1 protein-coding gene is annotated in these 245 nt (G+C 62.4%); it reads left to right on the forward strand.

Features of this window, described 5'->3' with window-relative positions:
- On the forward strand, positions 1 to 245 hold a 245-nt coding region (locus RVY79_RS21100; protein ID WP_317466563.1), incomplete at both ends, for a CoA pyrophosphatase.

Raw genomic sequence — 245 nt, forward strand, 5'->3', positions numbered from 1 at the left:
CGGGCTTTCATGTGAGCCCCATTGTCGGGCTGCTGACGCCCGACTTCACGCTGCATCCGGACCCAAGCGAAGTGGCCGAGGTGTTCGAGGTACCGCTCGCGTTCCTGATGGACCCGGCCAATCACGAAGTGCGTGAGTTGCGCTGGGATGATCGCGTGCGTCGTTTTTACGCGATGCCATATCGCAAGGCTGACGGCGGCTACCACTTCATCTGGGGTGCGACAGCGGGCATGCTGCGCAACCTG

The sequence above is a fragment of the Chromohalobacter sp. HP20-39 genome (genome assembly GCF_033052815.1).
Taxonomy (GTDB): Bacteria; Pseudomonadota; Gammaproteobacteria; order Pseudomonadales; family Halomonadaceae; genus Chromohalobacter.